1 rRNA gene is annotated in these 351 nt (G+C 48.4%); it reads left to right on the top strand.

The window, feature by feature from the left end:
- Positions 1–104 precede the first annotated feature (104 nt).
- Positions 105–351 (top strand): 16S ribosomal RNA (locus GO007_RS27465); the annotation flags it as partial.

The following is a 351-nucleotide window of genomic DNA, read 5'->3' on the forward strand; positions in this document are numbered from 1 at the left end:
AAAGTGACATGGATTCTTAACGTCCTCGGACGAAAAATGAATACCAAGTCTCTGAGTGAACATACGTAATTCATTACGAAGTTTAATTCACGAGCATCAAACTTAAATTGAAGAGTTTGATCATGGCTCAGATTGAACGCTGGCGGCAGGCCTAACACATGCAAGTCGAACGGTAGCACAGAGAGCTTGCTCTCGGGTGACGAGTGGCGGACGGGTGAGTAATGTCTGGGAAACTGCCTGATGGAGGGGGATAACTACTGGAAACGGTAGCTAATACCGCATAACGTCGCAAGACCAAAGTGGGGGACCTTCGGGCCTCATGCCATCAGATGTGCCCAGATGGGATTAGCT

This window comes from Klebsiella sp. 10-1, from assembly GCF_009758445.1.
GTDB classification, from domain to species: domain Bacteria; phylum Pseudomonadota; class Gammaproteobacteria; order Enterobacterales; family Enterobacteriaceae; genus Klebsiella; species Klebsiella scottii.